We start from the raw sequence: 18,417 nt of genomic DNA on the forward strand, positions 1-18,417 counted from the left end.
CTGTCGAACCACTGTTATCCATGTCTTGCACCAATACCAAACATGCTTAGATGTTATCTTCTATATGACTTAGCTGGTTGCTTTGATACGTTTTCGGTGTTATCCCAAACCAAGTTTTAAAAACTTTAAAAAATTGACTGTGGGATTTGTAGCCCAATAGATACGCAACGTCCGTTGTTGAAATCTTCCTTTCAGTTAGATACAGTTTGGCCAATCGCTTTCTGGTTTCTTCTAAGATCTCTTGGAACGTAGCTCCCTCGTCATGTAGCCTTCTTTGTAGCGTACTGACGCTTATATTCATTGAGTCTGCGACCTGAATACGAGTTGGCGAGCTCACACCCATCATAGTATCGATAATTATCTCACAGCGCTGTTTGTAACTAATTTCAGAAAATTGAGTAAACAACATATTAAACAAAGGATTGATATAAAACTTCCTACCAAGCTCCTCTTCAGCTTTTATCAATAAGCTGGCAGCGTTTTTATAATGATCTTTACACTTTAAGGCATAGACCAAACTCGTTTTATTAGCAGACTCAGCAGGTGCCCCAAAGACAGATTTATAGTACTCTAACTCATAAGCAGTATGACGCTGTGCAACATATAGTTTCTGCAACATACCTGAACAAAAAGCTTCTACGATTCGATATACCAGTACCATAGCGCCATCAATCTGATGCTTATTCATCATATCTGGCGCGTTGGAGATAAAATCAAATCGAAGCAATCCTTTCTCTACAGAAAGTTTGAGGGTAATAGACTGTGTAATCAGGGGGAAAAAACGATATACAAGCCGACTGACCAACAAGAAAGGCAGCTCATTATTTACATTGGCAAACGGCCTGACACATTCGCTGATAGCTTTATAAGACGGTAATGATTCAATGTTAACCAAAAAATTTAAGCTCAATCCTAAATAGTTGTCTTGCAAGGTGTTGCATAAGTCGTTTACTTCTTTCATAACAGCCGACATAGGCACTCTATCACCGCCATAACTGTCCATTGATAAAAAAATCTCTGCAATTTTAGGAATGTCTTTTTCACGTTTTTTATCAAACAAATACAATGTCATTGCTTCTCTTATGGCAAACATCATACTCTTATGGGTACTGTATTCGGCTTCTATCATTTTTGACTCAATTACGATTGACTATATTCAATCTATCTTTTGACGAGACTAAGGCCAATGTTATTTGGGCCATAGATTCCTGAAACACATAATCATATTGGTTTGTCTGGCTGCTATAGCTCCTTACTTTAAATAACTTTGGTTATCTAAAAAAGTGCCGTCTTTTGCTCCTTGATAAACTATAGAACCAGCTAATAACTAAGGCTCTTTCTTTATGTACCAGTTTTTTTGATGAGCGAATTATCTAGAGTTTTACCTGAAAGAACACAGCCGAACCTAACTTTGACTCATATTACTACACAATAGTCATAGAATACCTTTAAAAAAACTTATATCTCCGATTGTTATCACGTATTCTACGACATATCAGACAACATCATTTAAGGTCAACATTTCTAGTCTATTTATGCTTAACAACTCAAAAGCCCCAATCTCACGACTGGGGCTTTTTTCTCGATTTTACATAAGAGCTGTAGCGGAAATTATGCTCAAATCAGTCTATAATCAAAATTACTCAATCAGCTACAATTGATAAAAAATCGAACCATCCATTAAAGCATTTAAACCAAAGACACTGTTTTGAACCTCTACTTCCACATTGCATCATTTATAAACGTATAAAACGGTTTAAACCAAAACATGTTAGATTAATAGTCTCGACTCATATGAGGGCGTTCTTCTGAACACGCTAATATTTTATAACTGGTTTGAAAAACTCCATGCAGATATTCAAGAGGACATTCGTTCAGCGATGACTCAACGAACGCTATCTGACGGCGAGGCATTATCCCGTATACAAGAAGCATCAAACGAGCTTTACCAAGTAGTATCGGGTAAAATAAAATGCAATATATATAGCCAAGATGGCACAGAAGTTGTCATCGGTACGCTGTTGTCAGGAGAGACATTTGGTGAGCAGGGACTGATAGATGAGTTGCCTAGAGCGACCAATACCTATTCTGTAGGTGATTCTGTCGTCAATGTATTGAGCAAGAGGCATTTTTTTCGACTTAACCATAAGCACCCTGAAATAAATACTCAGCTCCTAATCATGTTCTCTCACCGAATGCGGGTGGCCTTTGAAATAAATACTGACAATCTGACGCTTCCCTTACATCAAAGATTGTCACGATGTATATATAGGATAGTGGTCAATCAAAGCTCAAAAATGGCACAAAACAATGAGCTAGAAATCACTATCTCACACGCGGACTTGGCAAGAATGGTAGGTGTCTCTCGGCAGAGCGTCAGTAAAGAGCTCAAACAAATGGAGAGGGACAAGCTTATCTGTATTCAATACGGAAAAATCGTTATCAACAGTATGGATGCACTCTCAAAAGCTTATCACAATGCTAATTAGACAGTCGATTAAAGCGATGCTAAATCATCCATAATTAGCGCAATTTTTTCGGCTTCTGTGTCAGATAGACTTGGTAAAGGTGCTCTGACCGTTCTTTGGATAGGCAAGCCCTTAAATCTTAGAGCTTCTTTGATTTTAGCGTGAGAGCTGGTCACATTTTTTATCAGCTTCACTGGGCTAGCACTAAGCAGACTTAACGCCAGATACTGGGTTTTTTCCGATAGATTTAATGTATTCACAATCGGCAACATACGCTTCAATGGTGCTCTGTATTTTGTGAAATTTTTATCGCTGTTTTTAATGGCACAAAAATACTCATGTGCTTGCTGTGGCAGTACCGAGGCAATAGGACAAATCGCACCTACTGCGCCTAGCTTTATTAAAGGCTCTAATAACAAGCTAAGCCCGCTAAAATAGAGTGTGTCAGGTACATCAGACAAGATGCGTTTGGCCGTTGGAATATGTACAGAGCTGTCTTTGATACCAATAATATTGTCAATTGAAAGAATGGCAATCAACTGATCTGACGTAAATGACTTTTGGGTGATTTGCGGGAAATAGTAAAACAAGATAGGTGTTGCGCAATGCATTCTAGTGTTTGCAGATAATCTTCAAAAGTGCTTTGATAATAATCAGGAACCAATAACAATATGTAGTCAACGTAAGTGCTATATGAGGCTATTTTTTCTATCGCCTGCGTACTGCTATACGCATGAACACCAGCAATAATCACCCTGCTACCGTCTAGATAATTAAAAGCTGCCTTAATAATCTCATATTGCTCACTGTCTGAAAAATAAGGCAACTCTCCACCGCTTCCAAGCAAAATAATGCCCGGTAAATCTGTTTGATTGTAATACTCTAAGCACGCTTTTAAACCATCAAAATCAATACTTTCATCTTCATGTAATGGCTTATGAACAACGGGATATATGCCATGTGTCATGGTCTTAGTAGTCATGCAAGTCATGTGGCTTCTCCAGATAGAGGGTATTTAACTGAGCGGATTATTAAGTGATTGGTTGATTGAATCGCTCGATGACATCACTATTGAGCTCTTCGATACGACTTACCCCCATCAATCCCATCGTTGCAGCTATCTCCTGCTGATAGAGAGCCAACAGCTTGTTCACGCCAGCCTCTCCTTGAGCTGCCATGGCATATACCCAAGAGCGCCCTATCAAGACACTGTCTGCCCCAAGTGCTATGGCCTTCACGACATCGACACCATTGTGTATGCCACCATCCAATAAAACTTTGGTTTGCTGCCCGACGCTGTTCGCTATGCTCGGCAATTTATCAATGGTAGACGAGACACCATCTAGCTGACGGCCACCATGATTGGAGACAACAATGCCATCTGCACCTGCATCGACCGCTGCTTTCGCATCATCTGCATCCATGATGCCTTTGATAATAATATTGCCACTCCAGTTATTGCGAAGCCATGCAATATCTTTCCATGTGGCGCTTGGATCAAACTGGCTTTCTACAAACGCTTTGTATCGATCAAGGTCACTTGCACTCTCAACTTTGTGTTTCAGATTGCCTAAACTATGTGGTTTTCCCAAAATGCCAATATCTAGCAGCCATCCTGGCCGCATGAATAACTGCGTTAGATAAGACATTTTTCCTTTTGTAGAACCGCCTAACATGCCATTTCGATAGTCTCTTAATCGCATGCCAGGCAGCGCCAAATCAACCGTAAATACCAGCGTTTTACACCCTGATGCAGCAGCACGATGCAACATATCTAGCACAAGTGCCCTATCACGCAGCATATATAGCTGAAACCAAAAAGGCTGATTGGTCGCACTTTTTACTTCTTCAGACGAACATATCGCTACGGTAGACAGCGTAAATGGTATGCCATTCTTTTCTGCTGCCCTCGCCGCCTGCACTTCTCCGCGCCTTGCAAACAGTCCAGCCATGCCGACAGGTGCTAGTGCCAACGGCATAGACAGAGACTCTCCAAAAAGAGAAGTCGACGTATCGACAGCAGACACGTCTCGCATGACTCGCTGTCTTAGCGTATATCTTTTAAAATCTGCTGTATTCGCTTGCAATGTTTGCTCAGCATTTGCGCCGCCCTCTATGTAATCGAACAAAAAATTGGGCAAGCGCTGTTTGGCCTGTCTTTTATAATCATTGGTCGTAACAGCCACGACATCATATTTACTCATTGTTTTTCTCCCAAGCTACCTCTAAAGTCAGCCATCTTTAAAATCAACTATCTTTAAAATCAGCCACTAAGTGAGCATTGCAGATTCAAATAATGAACTGCAATGCCAAGTACTTGCGCTGTTATTTTTTATCTTTGAGAAATTTAATCATGATGTCATTCACCGCTTTTGGCTGCTCTTGTTGCACCCAGTGTCCTGCGCCTTTTACAAAGTGAATCTCTAGCTGTGCGATACTCGCCTTCATCGCTTCAAAGTTGCCATAACTTTGATACGGCCCCCAGTCTTTTTCACCTGCTATAAATACCACGGGCACATCTATAGATTTACCGCTGAAGGTTTTTATCGCATGGAAATATTTTGGATTGGTGGCACAGCGATAAGAATTCATAGTGCCTTGGAATTGCGTGCGGGTGAATTCGTCAGAGAACACTTTTAGCTCGTTATCAGGTAACCATTCACAGGCATCTATTTGCGCTTGGGTTGGCATAAACTCCATGACTTGCTCAGGCATGCTTTTATCCAGATCCATCACATAGTATTTTGGAATTTTAGAAAACGCTTCAAGCGTTTTAGCTTGTAGATTGTGCGGATTGTTCTCTTGCCAATCGCCACTCTTGGCATGATTGTATGCCCGCATAAAATCATGAATTCCCTGAGGTGCATTCATAATTTCATCGTTAGCATGAGGTGAGGCAAAATACATCTGATAGTGTTTGCGGGGTGGTACTAAAGAGCCTAGTTGCTCTTCCATACTTTTGGTCAAGGTTGGATCATAGTTTGTGGCATCTTTTGGTAGATTGGCTGAATTAAATGGAAATTGCGGCGTGCCTGGCCAAGGCGTACTCATGATGATTAGAGACTTGAAAATATCAGGACGGATAAAACTACATAAAGCTGCCGCAGGAGAACCAAAGTCATGGCCTGCAACGGCAGCGACTGATTTATAGCCTAATGCATATACCAGCCCAATCATGTCTTGCACGTTATTGTATAAACTAAACTGGTCAAGATTACAGTCGAAACCTGTCTCCCACCCTGTCGTTCTTCCACTACCGCGTAAGTCAGGCGCAATCACATGAAAGCCTTGGTCAGCCAAAGGCACCAGCTGCTTGCGCCAGCTATAGGCCAGCTCTGGATGACCATGCAAAAGCAGCACGACTGGTCGGCTTCCTTTCTCAGACTCCGCTTCTTCAAACCCTGCTTCTAAAATATGAACATTCAAGCCGTTATTGTTATCAATAAAACGCGATCTGATTTTTGGATCAAGCGTATCGGTACCATAAGCATTTTGATTACTATTCATCATTCATCCCTGATTAATTCATTTAGTGATAAGTTAAGGTTTGTCGTCGAAGACATTCCTTGCTTACAGACTATAGTTTCATAACAGCGCTTAGAAGTTTGTCGCGCACACGACAATTCCTCAATAAATGAGAGATAAATAAATTTAATATTTGAAAATAAGCCTATGCGTTATATTTTTACGCTTAGCTAATTTGCCAATGTTCCTAGTGATAGAATGGCTGATGATATGTTCTCGAATATAATTCTAATAACCAGTCATCATTTTTTAGGCCAATTATATGACCCCTTTATATACTGCATTAGCTGTACTGGTTACCTTTATTTGGGGTGTGAACTTTACCTTTATTGCGTGGGGGCTCGACAGCTTTCCTCCACTGATGCTCACGGCCCTACGTTTTTTCTTTACCGCTATACCACTGGTGTTTTTTCTTAAGCCACCTAAATTTAACCGTACGTTATTTATCTATGCCATCGGTACGTTTGTCATGCAATATGCTTTTGTATTTACTGCTATGCATTTGGGTGCGTCGGCAGGATTGACGGCGCTATTGCTACAAATTCAGATTTTTATCACCGTGCTGCTAGCATGTGTCATGCTGGGTGAGGCAGTAAATCGCATGCAAATCATCGGTATGATAGTTGGCGTACTAGGATTGGGGGTGATTGCGCTAAACCTTGGCGGTGATATGCCATTGGCTGGATTTGTCTGTATATTGATTGCGGCAATAGGCTGGAGCTTTGGCAATATCGCATCAAAGCAAGCATCGGCTCAAGCAACCTTAAAGTCCGCGCAGCATGAATCAAGCGTGTCTAACATCTCGCCTACCACTGGTAAAAACAAAGCGTCTGCATTATCTGCGCTAGCACTAGTGGTATGGGGTGGTCTAATTGCTTGTGTAATCTTGACGCTGTCTTCTCTCATATTTGAGACTGACGCATGGCAGTTGGCGACATTTACAGACGCCTCGCTCAAGTCATGGTTATCACTTGGGTTTATCGTGTATATCTCAACCTTGATTGGTTTTGGACTGTGGGCACATCTACTTAGCCAAAACACAGCCTCTAAAGTTATGCCGTTTGCTCTATTAGTACCCGTATTCGGTATGACAACGTCAGTGCTGCTCACAGGGGAAGTGGTGACATGGTGGAAGATGCTGGCAATGATACTGATCTTGTCGGGTTTGTTATTGGCAAATATAAAGCTAAAAAGGAAGCTTCAATCGGTATAAAGCGGTAGCAAGCCGTTAGCCAAAATTGCTGATATATTAGCTCAACGTGAGGATGAAGGTTGGTCCAGGTTGTTAGGGTGTTTAAAAAAGGTAAGAGCTTTGGCAATGCCTCAAATAGGTATCTTAGTAATAATTTCATCTCTGCTTGATTGATGTGAATGGCTTTTTTGGTCTATGTGATTGAAACGCCATTCACATTTTTTTAATAATAGAAAAATTCTTGTCAGTTCTCCTAATTGAACTGTCTATTATACTTTTACTTATTAAATTGGCTTTCAATGGATAGCCTACATAGACGCTTAATCCATTGCTATGATTCTTATTGGATTAATAGCCGTCTTATAAACCACCTACAATATGCCAATACCACTTAACAGTAACTGTCCACCAGCCACTAACAATAATAGGCCAAAGGCACGCTTAAGCATCAAGGCCGGTAATACATGGGCAAGCTTTGCACCAACTTTTGCCATCGCAAAGCTCGCCACCGAAATACATAAGAAGCCACTAATATGCACAAAGCCTATTGTACCTTCAGGAAGGTTGGCCACGTCTTGACCAAACCATGCAAAGCCTACCGCACCAGCTAAAGCAATCGGTAAACCACAGGCAGCGGAAGTCCCAACTGACTGCTTCATTGGCAAGCCTGCCCAATTTAAAAATGGAACGGTCAAACTACCACCGCCAATACCAAAAATAGACGATGCCATACCAATACCGGTACCCGCCCCAAACTGTACACTAGCAGGTGGTAATGGCTTCTCTACTGACTCTTGATTAGAGAAGAACAACATTTTTAGCGCCATTAGTAATGCACCAATACCAATAATAATTTGTAGCATCTGACCTTCAATCATATCAGCAATGCCTGCGCCAACCAGACTGCCAATAACTAGACCCAAGGCCATATGACGCCAGACCTCCCAGCGTATACCACCACGTTTATTATGAGCCGTTAGTGAGCTGATAGAGGTCACAACAATCGTCGCAAGAGAAGTACCAATCGCTAGATGAGTAATAACTTCAGGAGGAAAATTATACGCCGTAAAAATCCATACGAGTACTGGGACAATAATCATGCCGCCGCCCACACCAAACAAGCCAGCGCTAACGCCTGCGAATGCCCCTGCAATAATAAACCACACATATAACATCTAGATCCTACCTTTTGATTATGGTCAAAGTAAATCATTAAGATTTACTTTGACCTGATAGCTTTATTAACAATATTCTAAAAACCAGATATCTGGCTCTGTATTCTAAAATTTACGGCTAGCACATTAACGATTTCTTTCTATCCAGTCTTTTAATCCATCTAAGTTACGAAAATCATCCCAACTCCTACAAGGTACATGCGGTAGCAAGTTATTTACCATTCTGGACAAAGCATTTCCCGGGCCTATCTCTATCACCATGCTCGGCTGATATTCTTCAATACTTTCCATACAGCAGTACCAATCTAATGCATGATCTATTTGACGTGACAAGATATCTAAACCTTGATTTGTCTCACTGTACCTTATACCTTCAGTTGCACTAACAATCGGTGTTGTCATAGCAGATAAAGCTAATGACTCTGTATATTTACGGAACTTCGCCGACGCACCCTGCATCATTACCGTGTGCGACGGCACTGATACATTTAGCAGTTGTACATTTTGCGCACCCAATGTCTGGGCAATTTGTGTAGCCTGTTCAAGATTTTTTTTGTGACCCCCTATAATGAATTGGTCTCTATTAATCTTGATAGATAGATAGGTTTTACTTTCTTCAAGCAATTGATTCAGCTTACTATCAGGCACACCTTTAATTGCTAATAACCCGCTAGACTCTGTCACTTCTTGCTGCATGAGGTTGGCTCTTTTACTAACTAAATCTAACCCGTCCTCAAATGTGAGTTGGCTACTACAACAAAAGGCACTTGCCTCTCCCAAAGAATACCCAGCAAAAGCCGTTGGTGCTGCAATCAATTGACGTAGCTGATGCCATCGATAATATTGCAAAGTATAAATAAACGGTTGTGCAACTTTGTTATCAAATAATTTATCACTATCAGAATTTTTATCGAAGAGCTCTGGTGCCATAGCACTTAGAATCGCTCGCTCGTGCTCCGAGGTATAGGTCAGTATTTCATTCACGTGCTTTTGGCTTTGTAGGCCTTGCCCACTAAATAGGATAATTAAATTCATTTTCCACCTTATAAAAAAATATCGTGACGGCCAATAGATCAGCACTACCACCTGGGCTGAGGTTATTATGAATAAAATACTGATTGATATTACTTACTTTTTGGCGCCAATCTGATTGATGTACGCCCCCTGCTTGCAAAAACTGTTTCGCCAACGATTGCGCATTTTCTAAGTCTTTTATTCCGCCTCGCCACACGATATTAGTATCTGACAATACGGATATCAGTGTCATTAATGACTGCATACTGGCTTTTTCAAAATCTCGAGTGCTATAGATAGTGTCATAGAAGCATGGCAAAACGTCAGTTAAAATAATCTCAAAGCCATTAGAAACCATCTCAATAGCACCAGTTATGCCGTGCTTCTTAAACATTTTTTGACCGTGGCTATCTGGCTCACGCTGCAGACTAGTCGTTAAATCAAACTGCCACCGATCCACAAGTTGCTCACAGATATTCTTAGCGGTTAATGGTATTTCTGCTTGTATACATCTACCAATCGCTGCACAGACAAAACCTAAATTAAATATTGCACCCTTATGAGTATTAATATTTTTGGTCGCCTCTCTCATTTTTGCTTCTTGATAAATTCCCATATTTTTTAAATCATCAAATGGTCTGTCATCATGGCCAAACTGACTTAACGTAGAAAAATACCCTTTCAAAGAAGTGATACTATTAATAAAGGTAAGGTGGTTCATATCTGTATGGCTGCCATTGCTAGACGGACAGACCAATCCTGGTTTATTCTCCAGACTTAATTCATCATATAAAGCTTCACATGCTAATTCATCAATCTGCTGCCAGACTGCCTGTGTGGGCAATAAAGGCTTGTTTGTTCGATCTAATAAAGTGTTCAAATTCATCAGTATTCCATCCTAGTAATACGTCTATTTTTTGAAGTTTGATATCACAAAGGGTTTTTACTAAAACGGTTGGGACATCAAACATAATGGCGTAGATTAGCTCATTAAAAGATACGTCGTTACATCCATGTAATCTTATCTCCCCATCTATCTTTAAACCCACGGCAGATTGCGCAAGCAGGTTAAAGGCTCCCACTGCTAATAATATTTGTGCAATATTATTGCTGTGTGCAACGATTAAAATATCCAAATCTGATGTTGGTTTCACAAAAGGCAAACCCGTAAAGTATTGATTGGCAAAGGAGCCATAGACACGCACATCGCAATTTAAATCAGCACAGCGTTCGATAAATTGTTGAGTAGGTTTTTGAATCGCTTTCGGTAACTGAGGTATTAAAGCCTCAAGCGCTAAAGGTGGCTTGATAACGTCAGGAGTTGTAGATAGCGTTAGTGCCAATCGATATTTACGACCGTCCTCTATATAACTGGTCGCAACCTTGATGACATCGCTTATATCTTGTCTACAAGCCGTCAGTGGTTGTTGAGACTCAATCATCTTATCAACAGCCATGGTCACCGATAAAGGTAGAGATGCATTCATAAAGTCATATGGCTCATGGGCCTGTAAGTAAACTAAATCATGACGTTGCATACATCTCACCTCTATAAAGACCTGTGTAATATTAAGCGGTCAAAACCGACTGAACAATATCATTGCATAACAAACGCCCTTTTCTTTCTTCTGCCACTTGCCGGCGATTATCTATAAGAAAATCATCAATATGTGTCAGTTGGGATTCAAGAGCGTTTTCGACCAAATGTTCATCAAGCACTTTCCAGATATCATTAACGGCGCCCATTGCATAGTAGTTCTCTACACCTGGGGCAAAAATGGCTGATGTCTGTGATAACGACTTCAGCTTATCTAACGGTATCTTAGTCACCCTCGACATCGCATTTAAATCCATCACTTTCACTTGGCTGGATTGCATAGCAAATACTTGATTTGCCATGAGACCATAAGACAAGAATCCACCACTGACCGCCTCACCCAAAACAATGGCTAAATTTGGATGACCGCTGCGTTTGAGCAGATCAACACAAGATGCCAGATGAGCAAACGTTCTATTGAGACATAACAGCTCGTCAGCTCTCGATGAGTCTTGCCCCATCGTATCTACGATAAATACGATAGGCGTTTTTTTACCTTGGGCTATGACATCTAATATCTCATTGGCGAGCGTCATTGCAATCAGTTGGTTCATAGCAGCGGAATCAACGGTACCAATGATTTCAACCTTGCCCATTTTGGTTTCTGCACTACCTCGTATCATTGAATGCTCAATGTGATACTCAAGCTCGTTAGGAAACAACGCTTCTAAAATTGTTTTCGTTTGCATGATATTATCCTTTTTTAATAGCTCTAATCTGTTGAGCGCTAAGCATGGAAATAGATTCAGGGTTGTCTATATTCATCGACTGCCAAATTGGTATGCTGTCTTTTTCACCAAACCATTTATCATATTGGCTTTGCAATGAGGCTTGCTGTTGCTGTAAATACGCTAAGTCCAAATCAATAGCAGGCTGCTGCAGAGCCTCAACAATCCCTTGAGTAATATCATTTACATCGTCTTCTACCAAAAATTCGACATGATTGAGCAAATAACGTGTCTTACCACCTGTCACTCGCCATACTAAAGCTCTGTCTTTAGAATCAAACTCTTCTACACCTTTAATGGTTTCAATCACTTCAGGCCCTGAAAGAGCCAGACGCCCCTCCTCTGTCATAATGACATGTGTACTTAGACACGCACATATACCCATACCACCGAAGGCACCATTCGTACCACCGATGACGGTAATAATAGGAATGCCCGCATTGCGAACCTTTAACATCGCACGCATAATCTCAGAAATCGTAATCAAACCAGCATTTGCCTCGTGAAGGCGAACACCACCTGAATCAACCAAAAATATGATGGCTTTAGGCTTTTCTTGAATAGCTTTGAGTAACATGCCGACAATTTTTGCCCCATGTATTTCCCCTACAGCACCACCCATGAATTTGCCTTCTTGAGCAATCATGTATATTGGCTCATCTTGAATTTTTGCCTGCCCAATAATGACACCATCATCGAAACTGCCTACAATATCTAACGAGGCAAGATTAGGACTCACAGGGATGCTACCGGGCTTAAGAACTTCTTGAAAACTGTTCTTATCAACAATACTGGCGATTCGATTACGTGCCGTCTTTTCATAAAAGCTTTGTTGAATATGTGAATTATCCATGTGATTCTTCCTCTAAGATATTAATCGCTTGGCTTAAGCGTAGACTCACTACTGCGGGAGTCGCGCCCATGTCATTGACCTTAAACTCCAATCCGCCTACGGCATAACGACTAGAGAAATCCTGTAACACAGTCTCCCAAATATGATCAAAGCCTGCGACTGACGTATCAATAATGAATTTACTACTTTCATTATTCGCTAGCGGTGTTACTAATACTTCTAAGTTGCCTGACCCAACCACACCGCAAATAACTTCTTTTCTGATATTTTCGATAGGTTGTGAAATGAAGTCGAAATTAAGTACATTCATAGTTATATCCTTAGTATTATTTTTACCAGTTTCTAAAACGGCTTGGTGGAGAGTAAGTACCATTGGACCACTTCACTAAATCTTTGACAGATTTGGCTGCCAATAGATCTCTCGTCGCTTTTGAAGCATCTACGCCAATATCCTCTGGTCTTTGGATAATCCCACGCTGTCTTAATTCTTTGACCTTTTCATGATCTCGTTGCATACCGATAGGTGTGTAACCCGCTACGCCGCGAATCGCTTGCTCTCTCTCTTCTGGAGTGCGGCACAATAGTAAGTTTGCAATCCCTTCTTCAGTCACGATATGCGTGACATCATCGCCATAGATCATAATGGGTGGAAAGTCACTTCCCATCTTTTCTTGTAGTTGCCATGCATCAAGCTCTTCAACAAAGACAGAATCCATATGCTCACGGTAAGTTTCTACCATCTGCACCACTAGCTTCCGACCTTTTACCACGCGTCCGTCTGTCGCTTCTTGACCTGCTTTGAGATATGCATAGCTAGAATGTCTACGTCCATGTGGATCTGACCCCATATTAGGAGCGCCACCAAAACCTGCAATGCGGTCTACCGTCGCGGTCGAACTGTTACCTTGTAAATCAATCTGTAAAGTTGCCCCTATAAATAAATCACAAGCATACAAACCTGCCGTTTGACTAAAAGCACGGTTGGATCTCATACTGCCGTCTTTGCCCGTAAAAAACACATCAGGGCGACTTTGAATGTATTCGTCCATCCCTACTTCTGAGCCAAAGCTATGAATGCTGTCGACAAACCCGCTTTCTATTGCTGGAATCATAGTCGGATGAGGATTGAGCGCCCAATTAGTACAAATTTTACCTTTAAGATTTAATTCTGCCCCGTAAGTAGGTAACAGCAATTCAATGGCGGCTGTATTAAAGCCGATACCATGATTCAGGCGTTTGATTTGATAAGGTGCATAGATACCTTTTATGACCATCATTGCCATCAGTATCTGTACTTCAGTAATTTGAGCAGGGTCACGTGTAAACAAAGGCTCTATATAGTTGGGCCTAGGTGCAACAATGAAAAAATCCACCCAGTCCGCAGGAATATCAACGCGTGGTACGCTATCTACTAGCTCATTCACTTGTGCAATGACAATACCGCTTTTGAATGCTGTGGCTTCTACAATTGCTGGCGTATCTTCGGTATTTGGGCCCGTATACAGGTTGCCTTCTGCATCTGCAGAATGTGCCGTGATCAAGCACACGTTTGGTATTAAATCGATGAAATATCTACCATATAACTCTAGATAGGTATGGATGGAGCCAATTTGAATTTTTTGTTGCTGAACCAGCTTTGCCAGTCTTAATGCTTGTGGACCAGAAAAGGAAAAGTCGACCTTACTCGCAATACCTTTTTCAAAGATATCGATATGACTCGGAAGTGCTAAAACCGACTGTAATATGTGCAAATCATTCAGTACTTCATTATTACACTGAGACAAACACTCCGATAAGAAGTCAGCTTGTTTTTGGTTGTTACCTTCTATACAGACCTTATCTTCAGGAACCAGTACCGTTTCCAGTAATTCAATCGTTCTATTACTCGGTACCAGTTTTTCTAAGCCTTTATTCTTCGCTTCATTCAGCTTTGTAGCCCGTCGCTTTTTTTGTATATCCCATGTTTTTTCTTCGATATTCGTTTTCATAAGACTTCCTTTATCTACTTATTAAAATATGGCATTTAAAGTTAGGAAAAATATAGATGGCCCTAATAAACACCCTAGCCCTGTGTAGAACGTAGCCACTAATGCGCCATAGGGAACTAATCTTACATCTGTACCTGCCAGCCCAGCTGCCACACCACTCGTCGTACCCACTAAGCCGCCGAAAATCATGGCTGAACGAGGACTTTTAAGCTGCATAAACTTAGCAAGCAATGGCGTTGAAATCATAAAAAATACGGCTTTGATTAAACCAATCGCAATAGACAAAGCAATCACATCAGAGCTTGCACCAACAGCAGTACCTGTAATTGGACCCACAATATAGGTCATCGCACCCGCACCAATAGTCGTCATAGAAATAGCGTCTCTATAACCTAATGTCCATGCGACACCAGCGCCTACCACGAAAGGGATAACGCAGCCTAATAACAAGGCAATAACGCCAATTTTTCCAGCACGTTTTAGTTCTTTAACATCTACCTCAAATGCAGTGGATGAGATGGCAAGATCTCGAAGCATCGCTCCGCCTAAGAGGGTGAATCCAGAGAAAATTTCAATATCAGAAATGCCTTTGCTGCCAGTTGTATATAGACCTGCAAAGTAAGCAGCAATCAAACCAAGAGTGATAGCAATCGCCGATGATTGTAGTTTGCCTTTAGTTAGGTATTTGGATAGTACTTGAGAGAAAAGCATCACTAGGCCTGTTACTGCGATAGCAGTGACAAAGGCATTCTTAGTGAGCGTCTGTATAATTAAGTCCATTTAATTACTCCATTTCGCGCTTTAATTAGTTGCGTAGTTTTTCGTATATTATTAATAGCTCTCATTTATAGATAAGAGCTATTCGACAGTTACCTCTTTATCGTCGTCCCATGTGAATGTATCGTAATCGTTGGCTATGTTATTAAGCCAACGTACAACGAACACAGTGGCAGTCAGCGCAATAACAGAAACAACAGCTGCTACCATTCCACCAGATAACGCAGCAACAACGTTTTGGCCTGCTGCCATTGCGACTACGATAGGAATATACATTCCTGCCCAATACAAAATTCCAAACTGCGTGGATTTCGGCAGCATGCCTTTTTTGGCAAGCAGCTCTTTACCAATAATTAATAGAATCATTGCGATTGCTACACCGCCGACGTTGGCATCGACACCTAATATTTGTCCCAATAGCCCACCGAGGAAGACCCCGAGTAGATAACAAACTGCTAGCAAAGCAGTACCATATATGATCATAAAAACCTTCCTTGGATATGAATGACAGCCGCTTTAGTAGTATCCAACTTGATACACGGCCTGTTTAAAATAGAAACCTCAATTAATAACACCAGATATAGACACAAGTACGAATAACTATCGCTGGGTAATACCTGTTGAGGTTCTTTAACTTTCCCTATCTACCCCCTCCCCTTACAAAAAATATCAGCCTTGATAAAGCTCAAAACCTTTGTAAGGATCTACCATGTACTACCCACTTGTTTGATATAATCTAATACAGTTGGTTTGAAAGTGCAACCATATTGTATTTATTAAATCACTTATTGTATACAAATGGAGAATTTATGAGTTTAATTGACGACTTACCTTTATCTGTACAAGTTAGTAAAAAGATAGAAGATGAAATTATTTACGGTCGTCTTCCACCTGGTACTAAACTTGACGAGGCAAAACTTTGTGAAAAATATGAGGTGTCAAGAACACCTATCCGTGAGGCTCTAAAGCTTTTAGCATCTGAAGGTTTGGTAGAAATCCGCCCTCGTAGAGGCGCAATTATCCCTACACTAAATATCGTGACGCTGTTTGAGATGTTTGAGGTGATGGCGTATCTTGAAGGTATGTGTGGACGGTTGGCTGCTCGAAGAATCAATGAGGAAGAGAAAGTTGAGCTATTGGCGCTGCATAATGAATGTAAAGCGTATTTGATGGAAGGGAATACAGAAAGCTATTATGAAGCAAATAGAAAGTTCCATTTTTTTCTATATCAACTCAGTCATAACAGTTTTCTGATAGAGCAAGCCAGCAACTTACATAACCGACTGCACCCTTATAGACGACTACAGCTGCGAGTGAACAATCGGATGCAGCATTCCTTTGAAGAGCACCAAAGCATCGTGGATGCCGTTATTAATTCTGATGAAGATTTGGCTGAGCGTTTGATCAAAGAGCATGTGTCAGTTCAGGGAGAGAAGTTTACAGACCTGGTGGCAACGATGGGTCCTGATAATACTAAAGACTAGACGACTTCATAACTTTTCTGGGAAGAGACTACTGCATTTCTGCCAAAATCATTTCAAAACCACTTTCATTATCCATATAACAGAAACCCGAAGATTTAAGTTCATTAAATCCTCGGGTTTTTTAGTTTGAACGATTACTCTATAGTCGATTCAATATCAGATCTAAAAGTGAGTACTTACTACAGCATCACTTGTGCAATCATAGCCGAACCGATGAACGTACCTGTAAAGGTCAGTATCGCAACCACTGCAATCTTAAATCCAGATTTTTTGAACAGATCCACTTCCATTTGCGAGATAGCAAAACCAGCATACGCAAGCACAGGTGTCAGTAATTGCAACACACCCATTTTTGCAGTCTCTTCCAACACATAGGCGTTAAACGGAAACTGTGGCAAGGATATAAGGATAGCCACAATCGATATCCACGCAATAGCAGGTACGTTGAAAGGGATGACGTGTTTGAGTAATATGCCGACCACACAGCAGGCAAACAGAATCAGCATGGCAGGCAATCCATCGATTGGATCAACGCCTTGCCCTACCCAGTTACTGAGTAGCAGCACCACACATATCACGGCTAGCAAGATAAATGTTTGTCCCATCGACAATACGGCAGGCTCTTCCATAACCGCACCGAAATCTGTGTCGGTAGTAGCGTCTGCAGTATTCTTTTTAAATTTGCTAACGACCTTATATAAAAACTCTGTAAAAGGTAGCGCGACAAATAAGCTAACGAATAATCCGGTAGCATAGGTCAATAAGTTAGACGTTGCTGCAAATGCTGTAATGGTCTCAGCTTGATCCGGCACTGTCTCTGCCAACGCAGCAGAACACGCACCCATCATACTGCCACTCCCAATACCACAAGCCATAGCGAGCGCTCGAACATCCATGATGTCCATAGAGGCAATGATGCCTGCCATCAACGAAAAGTAAATGGCACCAAACAAAGTACCCATTACATAGACGCCCATCACACCGATACCTTCGGCGCTTTGAAGACCATATTTATCAGCAATCAATGCCACGTTAGGCTCACGAGCGACCGAGTGTGTTGCACCGATAGCCTCTCTTCCCATACCAAAGACCAATACCGCAACCGGTAGTGCAATCAGCACGGTCGCTACATTACCCAGCTCTTGTAATAGTAATGCCGGACCTGCTGCGATGATTTCTTCGATATTCGGGCCAACACCCACACCGAACTTTGCAATGAAAGGCATGATGCTTAATAAAATTGCATAACTGGCAAATTTGGCGCGTTTTTTGGTTATGACCGCCTTCATAGAAGGAATGACATTTGGGTTGAGTAGAATTGCAAAGATAAAAGCATAAAGTAGAGGCAGTAATACCAAAATACCAATGCCGATAGGAATCTTAATAATACCGATCCATTCTGCCAGTAATGACACAGCAATGACCAATAAATGCAGCTTCCAATCAAGTAGGTGCTTTGTCATTGTCGGTGACAACACGCTATTATTATTCATATCAATTCTCTTTGTATATGATTACTGTATATTTTAATCGTTCAACTTTCGAAGCGATTTTTTATGAAGAAATTTTTTACGAAGACGCTTTTTATGAAGCAACTGTCCATCAAGAGTTTTTAT

17 protein-coding genes and 1 pseudogene are annotated in these 18,417 nt (G+C 41.2%); 3 read left to right on the top strand and 15 right to left on the bottom strand.

All coding sequences use genetic code 11. From position 1 onward, the window contains the following. Positions 1 to 46: 46 nt before the first annotated feature. The gene (locus tag ACZW67_RS08275; protein WP_465182870.1) at positions 47 to 1,129 is read right to left on the bottom strand and encodes a helix-turn-helix transcriptional regulator; all 1,083 of its coding nucleotides are present in this window, start codon (positions 1,127 to 1,129) and stop codon (positions 47 to 49) included. A 751-nt stretch (positions 1,130 to 1,880) separates the two neighbouring features. Between ACZW67_RS08275 and ACZW67_RS08280 the strand changes: the two genes are divergently transcribed. Further along, positions 1,881 to 2,489: a Crp/Fnr family transcriptional regulator gene (locus tag ACZW67_RS08280; RefSeq protein WP_465182871.1), complete on the top strand. Its 609-nt coding sequence runs from the start codon at positions 1,881 to 1,883 to the stop codon at positions 2,487 to 2,489. A gap of 8 nt (positions 2,490 to 2,497) precedes the next feature. Here ACZW67_RS08280 and ACZW67_RS08285 read toward each other — a convergent pair. The 3 genes and pseudogenes from ACZW67_RS08285 to ACZW67_RS08295 all read right to left on the bottom strand — a co-directional run bounded on the left by ACZW67_RS08285 (position 2,498) and on the right by ACZW67_RS08295 (position 5,975). Further along, positions 2,498 to 3,459 (bottom strand): annotated as a pseudogene (locus tag ACZW67_RS08285) (dihydrodipicolinate synthase family protein). 40 nt (positions 3,460 to 3,499) lie between these two features. Beyond that, on the bottom strand, positions 3,500 to 4,672 hold the full coding sequence (locus ACZW67_RS08290; RefSeq protein ID WP_465182872.1) for an L-lactate dehydrogenase: 1,173 nt from the start codon (positions 4,670 to 4,672) through the stop codon (positions 3,500 to 3,502). Positions 4,673 to 4,793: 121 nt separating this feature from the next. Continuing rightward, complete coding sequence (locus tag ACZW67_RS08295) at positions 4,794 to 5,975, bottom strand: alpha/beta fold hydrolase (RefSeq protein ID WP_465182873.1); 1,182 nt, start codon at positions 5,973 to 5,975, stop codon at positions 4,794 to 4,796. A gap of 280 nt (positions 5,976 to 6,255) precedes the next feature. Here ACZW67_RS08295 and ACZW67_RS08300 point away from each other — a divergent pair, with 280 nt between their 5' ends. Then, complete coding sequence (locus tag ACZW67_RS08300; protein ID WP_465182874.1) at positions 6,256 to 7,206, top strand: EamA family transporter; 951 nt, start codon at positions 6,256 to 6,258, stop codon at positions 7,204 to 7,206. Positions 7,207 to 7,556: 350 nt separating this feature from the next. Here ACZW67_RS08300 and ACZW67_RS08305 read toward each other — a convergent pair whose 3' ends face one another. The 10 genes from ACZW67_RS08305 to madL form a co-directional block, all read right to left on the bottom strand. Next, a complete protein-coding gene (locus ACZW67_RS08305) occupies positions 7,557 to 8,360 on the bottom strand; it encodes a sulfite exporter TauE/SafE family protein (protein WP_110924269.1) in 804 nt (267 codons plus the stop codon). A 126-nt stretch (positions 8,361 to 8,486) separates the two neighbouring features. Then, complete coding sequence (gene mdcH / locus ACZW67_RS08310; protein WP_465182875.1) at positions 8,487 to 9,395, bottom strand: malonate decarboxylase subunit epsilon; 909 nt, start codon at positions 9,393 to 9,395, stop codon at positions 8,487 to 8,489. After that, complete coding sequence (mdcB, locus tag ACZW67_RS08315) at positions 9,373 to 10,260, bottom strand: triphosphoribosyl-dephospho-CoA synthase MdcB (RefSeq protein ID WP_465182876.1); 888 nt, start codon at positions 10,258 to 10,260, stop codon at positions 9,373 to 9,375. The genes mdcH and mdcB overlap by 23 nt, the downstream gene beginning before the upstream one ends. Next, on the bottom strand, positions 10,187 to 10,912 hold the full coding sequence (gene mdcG / locus ACZW67_RS08320) for a malonate decarboxylase holo-[acyl-carrier-protein] synthase (protein ID WP_465182877.1): 726 nt from the start codon (positions 10,910 to 10,912) through the stop codon (positions 10,187 to 10,189). Before mdcG ends, mdcB begins: the two co-directional genes overlap by 74 nt. Positions 10,913 to 10,943: 31 nt before the next feature. After that, positions 10,944 to 11,660 carry a biotin-independent malonate decarboxylase subunit gamma gene (gene mdcE / locus ACZW67_RS08325; RefSeq protein WP_465182878.1) on the bottom strand — a complete coding sequence of 239 codons (717 nt, stop codon included), beginning with the start codon at positions 11,658 to 11,660 and terminating at the stop codon, positions 10,944 to 10,946. A gap of 4 nt (positions 11,661 to 11,664) precedes the next feature. Further along, the gene (locus tag ACZW67_RS08330) at positions 11,665 to 12,552 is read right to left on the bottom strand and encodes a biotin-independent malonate decarboxylase subunit beta (RefSeq protein ID WP_465182879.1); all 888 of its coding nucleotides are present in this window, start codon (positions 12,550 to 12,552) and stop codon (positions 11,665 to 11,667) included. Further along, positions 12,545 to 12,862, bottom strand: a complete 318-nt coding sequence (gene mdcC / locus ACZW67_RS08335) for a malonate decarboxylase acyl carrier protein (protein WP_465182880.1) — start codon at positions 12,860 to 12,862, stop codon at positions 12,545 to 12,547. Before mdcC ends, ACZW67_RS08330 begins: the two co-directional genes overlap by 8 nt. A 22-nt stretch (positions 12,863 to 12,884) precedes the next feature. Further along, positions 12,885 to 14,540, bottom strand: a complete 1,656-nt coding sequence (gene mdcA, locus ACZW67_RS08340) for a malonate decarboxylase subunit alpha (RefSeq protein WP_465182881.1) — start codon at positions 14,538 to 14,540, stop codon at positions 12,885 to 12,887. 21 nt (positions 14,541 to 14,561) lie between these two features. After that, positions 14,562 to 15,320, bottom strand: a complete 759-nt coding sequence (gene madM / locus ACZW67_RS08345; protein WP_197131901.1) for a malonate transporter subunit MadM — start codon at positions 15,318 to 15,320, stop codon at positions 14,562 to 14,564. A 78-nt stretch (positions 15,321 to 15,398) separates the two neighbouring features. Then, the gene (gene madL / locus ACZW67_RS08350) at positions 15,399 to 15,800 is read right to left on the bottom strand and encodes a malonate transporter subunit MadL (RefSeq protein ID WP_197131903.1); all 402 of its coding nucleotides are present in this window, start codon (positions 15,798 to 15,800) and stop codon (positions 15,399 to 15,401) included. Between the two features lie 326 nt (positions 15,801 to 16,126). Here madL and ACZW67_RS08355 point away from each other — a divergent pair, with 326 nt between their 5' ends. Then, complete coding sequence (locus ACZW67_RS08355; protein ID WP_197099927.1) at positions 16,127 to 16,801, top strand: GntR family transcriptional regulator; 675 nt, start codon at positions 16,127 to 16,129, stop codon at positions 16,799 to 16,801. 179 nt (positions 16,802 to 16,980) lie between these two features. Here the strand turns inward: ACZW67_RS08355 and ACZW67_RS08360 are convergent, their stop codons facing one another. Continuing rightward, positions 16,981 to 18,294 carry a DUF3100 domain-containing protein gene (locus ACZW67_RS08360; protein ID WP_465182882.1) on the bottom strand — a complete coding sequence of 438 codons (1,314 nt, stop codon included), beginning with the start codon at positions 18,292 to 18,294 and terminating at the stop codon, positions 16,981 to 16,983. Between the last annotated feature and the right edge of the window lie 123 nt (positions 18,295 to 18,417).

The sequence above is a fragment of the Psychrobacter sp. TPE 89C genome, assembly GCF_055522395.1.